The 9221-nt window shown below is 73.1% G+C and carries 5 protein-coding genes; 2 read left to right on the forward strand and 3 right to left on the reverse strand.

Annotated features, from left to right (window positions below; translation table 11 throughout):
* Nucleotides 1–40: 40 nt before the first annotated feature.
* A complete protein-coding gene (locus tag LQ222_RS25510; RefSeq protein WP_230169694.1) occupies nt 41–1291 on the reverse strand; it encodes an O-antigen ligase family protein in 1251 nt (416 codons plus the stop codon).
* A 42-nt stretch (nt 1292–1333) separates the two neighbouring features.
* Nucleotides 1334–2737, reverse strand: coding sequence for an aspartate aminotransferase family protein (locus tag LQ222_RS25515; RefSeq protein WP_230169695.1), 1404 nt, complete (start codon nt 2735–2737; stop codon nt 1334–1336).
* Nucleotides 2738–2847: 110 nt separating this feature from the next.
* On the opposite strand from LQ222_RS25515, the gene LQ222_RS25520 reads away from it, so the two are divergent.
* The gene (locus LQ222_RS25520) at nt 2848–5163 is read left to right on the forward strand and encodes a molybdopterin-dependent oxidoreductase (RefSeq protein WP_230169696.1); all 2316 of its coding nucleotides are present in this window, start codon (nt 2848–2850) and stop codon (nt 5161–5163) included.
* Complete coding sequence (locus LQ222_RS25525) at nt 5163–6596, forward strand: PhoX family phosphatase (protein WP_230169698.1); 1434 nt, start codon at nt 5163–5165, stop codon at nt 6594–6596. The genes LQ222_RS25520 and LQ222_RS25525 overlap by 1 nt, the downstream gene beginning before the upstream one ends.
* A 127-nt stretch (nt 6597–6723) precedes the next feature.
* Here the strand turns inward: LQ222_RS25525 and LQ222_RS25530 are convergent, their stop codons facing one another.
* Nucleotides 6724–8769, reverse strand: a complete 2046-nt coding sequence (locus tag LQ222_RS25530) for a PhoX family phosphatase (RefSeq protein ID WP_230169697.1) — start codon at nt 8767–8769, stop codon at nt 6724–6726.
* Nucleotides 8770–9221: the final 452 nt, after the last annotated feature.

Here is a 9221-nt window from a genome sequence, read left to right on the forward strand (position 1 = left end):
CCGTCTCAGGCCGTGACGGCAAGGGGAAGATACAAGGCCTTTAGGCCTTTGGTGGGTGGGGGTCCGGGGGAGGGCAAAGCCCTCCCCCGCGCACCCGCACCAGCCCGGCGCAAACCGCTACCGCCAGCAGCATCGCCGCGATCCACCAGGCTTGCCAGGCGCCGAAGGACAGCAGGGCCGTGATCGCGGCTGAGGCCAGGGCGCCGGCGGCGGCGGGGGGGCAGGGGCTGCGGGCGGCGGCGGCGCCGAGGGTCCAGGCCAGACCGGCGGCGATCAGCGCGCCGATGGCGCCGAGTTCCAGCCAGATTTGCAGGGCGCCGTTGTGCGGGTGCAGCGGCAGGGTCTGCACGCCGGGCAGGCCGAACCAGTGGCGGCGGTCGGGGTCGGTGACGCGCAGGCGGTCGAGCTGCGCGGGGGTCGCGGCGTCGCGCCCGCCGGGGACGGTGCGGCTGGCTTCCATGCCCCAGCCGAGGATGGGGTGCTCGGCGATGCGCGCGCCGGTGAAGTCCCAGATCATCATGCGGTGCAGGGCCGTGATGGGCAGGCGGTCCACCGGCAGGGCGGGGATCGCGGCGGCGAGCAGCGGCATGGCCAGGATGGCGGCGGCAAGGCCGGCGCCGACCAGGCGCGGCACGAGGCGCGGTGCGAGCACGGTTGCGCCGGCGACGGCGAGGCCCAGCACGGCCGCGATCTTCGCGGTGTCGCCGGGCAGCGCCACCAGGATGCCGGCGCCGCCCAGCAGCAGAAGCGCGCGCGGCAGGACGGGCCAGGGCAGCGCGACGGCCAGCGGCAGCAGCAGCGCCATGACCGAGGCGGCTGGCTTCAGCCCGAAGGCGAGGGTGGCGGGCGCCTCCGCCAGCCCGCGCACGCCGGCGCGCAGGGCATTGCCGGTCAGCGCATCCGTGCCGGCGGCGACCAGCCCGATGGCGAGGCCGATGGCCAGCGACAGCGTCAGCCCGCGCCGCGTCGCGTCGTCGCTGTCCGCCAGCGCGCGCGCCGCGCCGCCGGCGAGCAGCGCCATGCCAGCCAGCGACAGCCCGGTGGTCAGCGCGCGGCCCGGTTCGGCGGCCCAGGCGGCGCTGGCCGCACCCCAGACCCCGAGCGCCACGGCACATGCCACCGCCGCGCCGCGCGGCCAGGGCAGCGCGCGCGTGGCGCGGAACTGCGCCACCACGCACAGCGCCAGCGCCACCAGCCCGACCGGCGCCATGGCCTTGGACTGCAGCACGACAGCCAGCGTCGCGACCAGCAGCGCCACCGCGACCGGGAGGGCAGGGGAGGTGATCTTCACGCGCGTGCGGCGCGGCGCCCCGGTGGCCGGGGCGCCGCGCGCTCAGACGGCCGCGATGCTCTCGCGCCGCAGGTCGACCGCGAGGGCGTCCAGCGCGCGGCCGACGCGGTCGAGCATCTCGGTGACTTCGTCCTTGCTGATGATCAGCGGCGGCGAGAAGCCCATGCTGTCGTTGATCATGGCGCGCAGGATCACGCCCTGTTCCTCGCCATGCTTGACCAGGCGCGCGCCGGCCTTCTTCGCCGGGTCGATCGGCTTGCGCGCGGCCTTGTCGGAGGTGAGCTCGATGGCGCCGATCAGGCCGACGCCGCGGACTTCGCCGACCAGCGGGTGGTCGGTGAAGCGGGCGCGCAGTTCGGCCTGCATGTGGGCGCCGACCTCGGCCGCATGCGCCACGATGTTGTCCTCGTCGTAGATCTTCAGCGTCTCGATCGCGACGGCGGCGGCGACCGGGTGGCCGGAATAGGTGAAGCCGTGGCCCCAGGTGCCGACCGCGGACGACCCCTCGGCGATGCCGTTGAACACTGCCTCGTTCACCATCACCGCCGAGATCGGCAGGTAGGACGACGACAGCGCCTTGGCGCAGACCAGGATGTCCGGCTGGATGTCGAAGGTCTGGCAGCCCCAGTAGTTGCCGGTGCGCCCGAAGCCGCAGATGACCTCATCGGCCACGAACAGCATGTCGTACTTCTTGAGCACGGCCTGGATCTTGGGGAAATACGTGCGCGGCGGGATGATGACGCCACCGGCACCCATGGCGGGCTCGGCCCAGAAGGCCGCGCATTCCTCGGCGCCACCTTCCTCGATGATGCGCGCTTCCAGCTCATCGGCCAGGCGCGTGGCGAAGTCTTCCTCGGATTCGCCGGGCTTGGCGTTGTGGTAGTGGTGCGGCGTGCCGACATGGCAGAAGCGCCCGCCGGCGATCGGCGCGTCGAACAGCTTGTGGTTGGCCGGCAGGCCCGTCAGCGAGGCGGCCGCCAGCGTGATGCCGTGATAGCCCTTCAGCCGCGAGAACACCTTCTTCTTCTTGGGCCGGCCCAGCGCGTTGTTCATGTACCAGACCATCTTCAGCGCGGAGTCGTTCGCCTCGGACCCCGAATTGCCGAAGAAGACCTTGGACATCGGCACCGGCGCGCGCTCGATCAGCATCTCCGCCAGGTCGATCATCGGCTCGTGCGACTTGGCGGTGAACGAATGGTAGAAGGGCAGCTTGCGCATCTGGTTGGTCGCGGCCTGCACCAGGCGTTCATTGTCGAAGCCAAGGCTGGCGCACCACAGGCCCGCCAGCGCCTCGATGTATTCGCGGCCCTGGTCGTCGTAGATCTTCACGCCCTTGCCGCGCGTGATCACCAGCGGGCCGTTGACCAGGTGCGCCTTCGCATCGGTGTAGGGATGCAGGACGTTGGCGATGTCGCGGGCGGCGTTGGAATTGCGGGGCGGGGTCATGGGCGCGGTCCTCGGCTGATGCGGCAGTCTAGGCCCGGATGGCGGCGCGACCCAAGGGGCGTTGCCCTGCCGCCCCGCTCGCGCCACCTTCGACCCGCAGGAGGAGCGCCATGACCGAGCTCAAGCCGCACGCCGCCCATTGGGGCGCCTTCGACGCCGTGGTCGAGAACGGTCGCGTGGTGGGCGTGCGCCCCTTCGCGCGCGATCCTTTCCCGGGAACGCTGATCGACAGCGTGCCCGACATCGTCCACGCGCCCTGCCGGATCGACCGCCCTTGCGTCCGCAAGGGTTGGCTTGAAGGCCGCCGGCGCGGCCACCTGCGCGGCGGCGATGCCTTCGTGCCGGTCTCCTGGGACCGCGCCACCCGCCTGGTGGCCGACGAAACGCGGCGCGTGCGCGCCGAGCACGGCCCGACCAGCATCTTCGGTGGGTCCTATGGCTGGTCCTCGGCCGGGCGCTTCCATCATGCGCGCAGCCAGTTGCAACGCTTCCTCGGGCTGGGCGGCGGCTATACCGGGCAGATCAACGCCTATTCCTACGCGGCGGCGCAGGCGCTGCTGCCGCATGTGCTCGGCACCAATGAAGTGCTGCTGGGCCGCACCACGGATTGGGCCGCCATCACGCGTCACGCGAAGGTGATGCTCTGCCTGGGCGGGCTGCCGCTGCGCAATGGCCTGGTGACGTCCGGCAGCGCCGGGCAGCACACCAACGAGATCAACCTGCGCGCGGCGGCGCAGGCCGGGCTGCGCTTCATCCAGGTCTCGCCCAACCGCGCCGACGTGCCGGACTGGTGCCAGGCCGAATGGATCCCGATCCGCCCGGGCACCGACACCGCGCTGCTGCTGGCGATGGCGCATGTGATCGTCAGCGAGAACCGGCAGGACGACGCCTTCCTCGCGACGCATTGCGTCGGATGGGACAAGCTGCGCGCCTATGTGACAGGCGACTCCGACGGGGTCGCGAAGACGCCCGCCTGGGCCGCGCCCATCACCACCATCCCGGCCGATCGCATCCGCGCCCTGGCGCTGGAACTGGCCGCGACACCCGCGATGCTGACCGCCACCTGGTCGCTGCAGCGCGCGGATTACGGCGAGCAACCCTATTGGATGCTCGCCGCGCTGGCCGCGATGCTCGGCAAGATCGGCAAGCCCGGCGAGGGCGTCGCCTACGGCTATGGCAGCGTGAACGGCATGGGCCATCCGCGCCGCGAGGTGCCCTCCCTCGCGATGCCCGCCACGCGCAACCCGACCGGCGCCTTCATCCCGGTCGCGCGCATCACCGACATGCTGGAGAACCCCGGCGGCGCCTATGACTTCAACGGGCGCGAACAGACGTATCCCGATGCGCGCATCGTCTGGTGGGCCGGCGGCAACCCGTTCCATCACCACCAGGACCTGAACCGCATGCTGCGCGGCTGGGCGCAGGCCGAGACCATCATCATCCAGGAACAGCACTGGACCGCCGCCGCGCGCCACGCCGACATCGTGCTGCCGGCGACCACCACGCTGGAGCGCAACGACATCGCCAGTTCCGGCCGCGACCGCTTCCTGCGCGCCATGCACAAGGCGATCGACCCGGTCGGCCAGGCGCGCAACGACCACGACATCCTGGCCGATATCGCCGAGGAGCTCGGCTTCCGCGACCGCTTCACCGAACAGCGCAACGAGGATGCCTGGCTGCGCCATCTGTTCGAGCAATGGCGCCAGGCCTGCGCCCGCGGCGGCGTCGAGACGCCCGATTTCGACAGCTTCTGGGACACGGGCTGGTGGGAAGCGGAGGCACCGCTTCGCGGCGAGGAATACACGCAATTCGCCGCGTTCCACGCCGCCCCCGAGGACCATCCGCTCGACACGCCGACCGGCAAGGTCGAGCTGTTCAGCGAGACCATCGCCTCCTTCGGCTACGCCGACGCGCCGGGCCATCCGGTGTGGATCGAACCGCGCGAATGGCTGGGCGCGACGCAGGCGGACCGCTTCCCGCTGCACCTGCTGTCCTTCCAGCCGGCCACGCGGCTGCATGGGCAGCTCGACCCCGGCCGCGTCGCGGCGGCCGACAAGATCGATGGCCGCGAACCCATCACGCTGAACCCGGAGGATGCCGCCGAACGCGGCCTGAAGCCCGGCGACATCGTGCGCGTGTTCAACGACCGCGGCGCCTGCCTGGGTGGCCTTCGCACCGATCCCGGGCTGATGCGCGGCGTGGCCATGATGGCGACCGGCGCCTGGTTCGACCCGCTGGAGCCGGGCGTGCCGGGCAGCCTCTGCGTGCATGGCAACCCGAATGTGCTGACGGCGGATATCGGCACCTCGCGGCTCGGCCAGGGGCCCTCGGCGCAATCCTGCCTGGTGCAGGTGGAGGCCTTCACCGAAGCCTTGCCGCCGGTGCGCGCGCACCTGCCGCCGCGCATCGAGGACGCCACGCCGTGATGCGCCGCCGCACGCTGCTGCTCGCCGCCCCGGCATTGCTGGCGGCCCCGGCGCTGCGCGCGCAGTCGCTGACCATCCGCCAGGACGACCGGCCGGCGGCGGGCTGGCGGCGTGGCGTGCTGGTCCGCTGGGGCGACCGCGTGGCCTTCGACGCGCTGCCCTTCGAACCGGGGCAGCCCTCGGTGGATGCGGCGGCGGCGCAGTTCGGCTGGGATGCGCGCATCATCGCGGTGATCGCCTCGCCCACGCCCGATGGCGTGCCGCGCGCGCTGCTGGCGGTGGCGCACCCGACCGTCGAGGCCCGCATGGCCTTCCCCGGCGGGCGCGACATGCCCGACGTGGCGGGCGCCATGCAGGGCGTGTCGATCCTGAACATCGAAAAGCGCGGCGCCTGGGCGGTGGTCGATGGCGGCTTCCAGAACCGCCGCCTGACCGCCGGCACGCTGAGCCGCGTGAGCCTGGACGGCACGCTGGCGGCCGGGCTGGTCGGCGTGACCGGCGGCTGCGCCACGCCCTGGGGCAGCCTGCTGCTGACGGAAGGCGACGCGCCCGCCTGGCGCGGGCGGCTGCCGGGGCTCGATGCCGCCACCACCGGGATGGTGGCGGAGGTCGACCCGACCAACCCGTTGTGGGTGCCATCCAAGCGCGGCGCGCTCGGCCGCTTCGCCCCGGCCGATGCGGCCGCGGCGCTGTCGGCCGATGGCCGCGCCGTGGTGTGGCTGACCGATGGGCGCGCCGGCGGGCACCTCTATCGCTTCGTCTCGGACGCGGCGGCGGGGATGGAGGCGCTGGATGGCGGGCGGATGGCGGCGGCGCAGATCGAGGGCGGGTCGCTGCGCTGGCTGCCGCTGCCCGAGGGCGATCCCGTCGCCGGCGCCCGCGCGGTCGGCGCGACCGGCTTCGACCGGCCCTGGGGGCTGGCCTTCGATGCGGCGCGCGGGCGGCTGTGCATGGCGCAGCGCGGCGGTGCGGGCAGCGTGCTGGACATCCGCGCCGCGGCCGGCGATGCCGCGGCCGAGACCGGCGTGGCGGAAACCCTGATCGACGGCATCGCGGTCGCCATGCCCGACCCGCGCGCGCCCGCCGCGCCGGTGCCGGCCTGGCCCTGGGCGCCGGCCACGCTGGGCTTCGACGCCGATGGCGCGGTGCTGGTGGGCACCGATCGCGGCGCCACGCCGGGGCCGCTGCCGGAGGCGCTGTATCGCGTGCCGGTCGACGGCGCGGAGCGTGGCCGCGCATCCCTGATCCTGGCCGCGCCGGTCGGGGCGGCGCTGGGCGGCGCGCTGGCCGCACCCGACGGCAGTATCCTGGCCGCCATCGCGCATCCCGGCGCAGCACCGGGCGCCACCTTCGACCAGCCGGCCACGCGCTGGCCGCAGCTCGACCCGCGCGTGCCGCCGCGTTCGGCGGTGGTGACGCTGGCGCGCGGGTAGGCGGCGCCCGCGGCGGCCAGGGCACGGCGCGCGAGGTCACGTCCAGATCGCACGTGTCCGGCGGCCGAAACGCAAGCGCCGCGCCCGGCCTGGCCGGACGCGGCGCGATGCAGGCGTGGCGGTGGCGTCAGGTGCCGATGATGCCGCCGTCGTTCTTCGTGATCACCAGCGTGGCCGAGAGCGGCACGCCGCTGCCGGTGGGGAAGCGGCTGGCGGTGCGCCCCGCGGCCCAGTCGGCGGCCGTGGTCGTGGCACCGGGGTGCTGCACGTTCACGAACATCGTCCGCCGGTCAGGGGTGGTGACGACGCCGGTGATCTCCTGGCCGGTCGGGCCGGTCAGGAAGCGGCGCATCTCGCCGGTCACCGGGTCGGCGGCCAGCATCTGGTTGTTGCCGAAGGGCTCCAGCGCGCCGGTGTTCTGCTCGCGCTCGCCGATGTCGGTCTGGATCCACAGGCGGCCATCGGCGTCGAACCACAGGCCATCGGGGCAGGCGGTGATATTGTCCGCGGTGATGGTCCCGCTGCCGGCGATCCGGCTGTTGCCGATCGGACCCGCGAGCAGGAACAGGTCCCAGGCGAAGCGCGTGGCCGCGTGGTCATCGCCCTGTTCGCGCCAGCGGATGATCTGGCCGAACTGGTTGTTGGCACGCGGGTTCGCGGCGTCCACCTGCGCCTCGGTGCGGCGCACGTTGTTGGTGAGCGTGAAGTAAACGCGCCCGTCGCGCGGATCGACCGCGCCCCATTCCGGGCGGTCCATCTTGGTCGCGCCCACCGCGTCGGCGGCCAGGCGCGTGTTCACCAGCACCTCGGCCTGGTCGGCGAAGCCGTTGGCGGCGGTCAGCGGGCCTTCGCCATGCACCAGCGGCAGCCATTCGCCGCTGCCATCGGCGTTGAACTTCGCCACGTAGAGCCGGCCCTCGTCGAGCAGCGAGCCATTCGCCGTGGCGCGGTTGAAGGGGCGCGCGCTGACAAACTTGTAGATGTACTCGTTCATCGAATCGTCGCCGGCATAGGCCACCACCGGGCGGCCTTCGCGCGCCGGGCCGAATACCACGCCCTCATGCGCGTAGCGGCCGAGCGCGGTGCGCTTGACCGGCGTGCTGGTGGCGTTGAACGGGTCGATCTCGACGATCCAGCCGAAATTGTTCGGCTCGTTGCGGTAGTCCTGGGTGGCGTCGGCGCCGGTGGTGCTGGCGTTGAAGCGCAGGAATTCGTCGGCGCCGCCGGCGGCCTGGTCCCAGTTGTAGCGGGTCAGGGTGCTCGGCACGCCATAGCGCGCCTGTTCGCGCGGCAGGGCCGGGCGGCCGTCGCGCTGGTCGAGGTTACGGAAGTAGCCCGCCCAGTTCTCCTCGGCCGCCAGGTAGGTGTTCCAGGGCGTCACGCCATGCGCGCAGTTGTTCAGCGTGCCGCGCGTGCGCGTGCCGTCCGGGCTGTACTTGGTGCGCAGCAGCGCGTGGCCGCGCACCGGGCCGGCGATGTCCATCGGCGTGGCGCCGGTGATGCGGCGGTTGCGCGGATCGTTGACCACCGCCCAGCGGCCATCGGCGCCGCGCGTGATGCGGACGACCGAGACGCCGTGCGCGTTCACTTCCTTCAGCGCCTCGTCGTCCGGGCGCTTGCCGTCGACCAGCGGCAGGCGGCCGCTATTGACCGACAGGCCGACCGCGCGCGCATGCATGAAGCGCGGCTCGACATATTCGTGGTTCAGCACGAGCAGCCCGTCGGTGCTGCTGCCCTGGTCGGGCGCGCGGCCTTCGATCGGGAAGAAGTGCATGCCGTCATGGTGGGCGCCGATCGCGGCGCCCTGCTCGGCGCCGGACATGGCCGTCAGCGCCTTGCCGGCCGTGCCGTCCAGCGGCGTGCCCTGGGGGATGATGACCTGCACCGAATAGCCTTCCGGCACCACCACCGTGTCGGCGGCGCTGACCGCCACCGGCTTGAAGCCGATGACCGGGCGGGCGGTGGCCGCGGCGGTGGCGCCCTGGGCGCCGGCGGGGCTGCTGCCGGCGCCGATGAAGCCGGTGATGGCGGTGGCGAGGCCACCCATCAGCATCCCGCGCCGGCCGAGGCGGCGTTCGGCGATCTGGGCGAAGGTGGGGTTGGCGGAGGTGTTGGACGGGATCTCGTCCCCGGCGTCGAGGTCGTAGGGCAGGCGGCCCATATCATCCGGCATGGTTGCAACTCCCTGGCGTTGGCTTGTTCGGGCGGCGTCATACCGGGCGCCGGCGTCATGCCGAAGGCAGTTGCGTTGCAGATTGATGACGCGGGCGGGCGGCGCGCCAGAGCATACCCAGATCAGGTGCAAGCGTCCGGTCGGGCAACCACACGCATGAAAGAACGGTCCGTCGGCACTGCAGCGAGCCACGGCGCGCGGAGGCGGCGCCAGGGCGTGCGCGGTGGGTCATGGCGCATGGCTGACGCCCGGGCCCCGCCCCGCGCGCCGCCAGGCGATCGCGCAGCAGGCACGGTGCCCGGGGCGTCCCTGCAGCCCGGTCGATGGCGCCGCGGCCGCACGGTGCCGGGGCCGGCGCGCCGCGCGCCGACTGACCAGGGCGCCGGCAGGACCGTCGGCGGCCTGGCGCAGCGGCCTGCGTGCAGGCCGGCGCCGGGCGGTTACTGCGTGGC

This window comes from Roseomonas sp. CECT 9278 (genome assembly GCF_918698155.1).
Classification (GTDB): domain Bacteria; phylum Pseudomonadota; class Alphaproteobacteria; order Acetobacterales; family Acetobacteraceae; genus Neoroseomonas.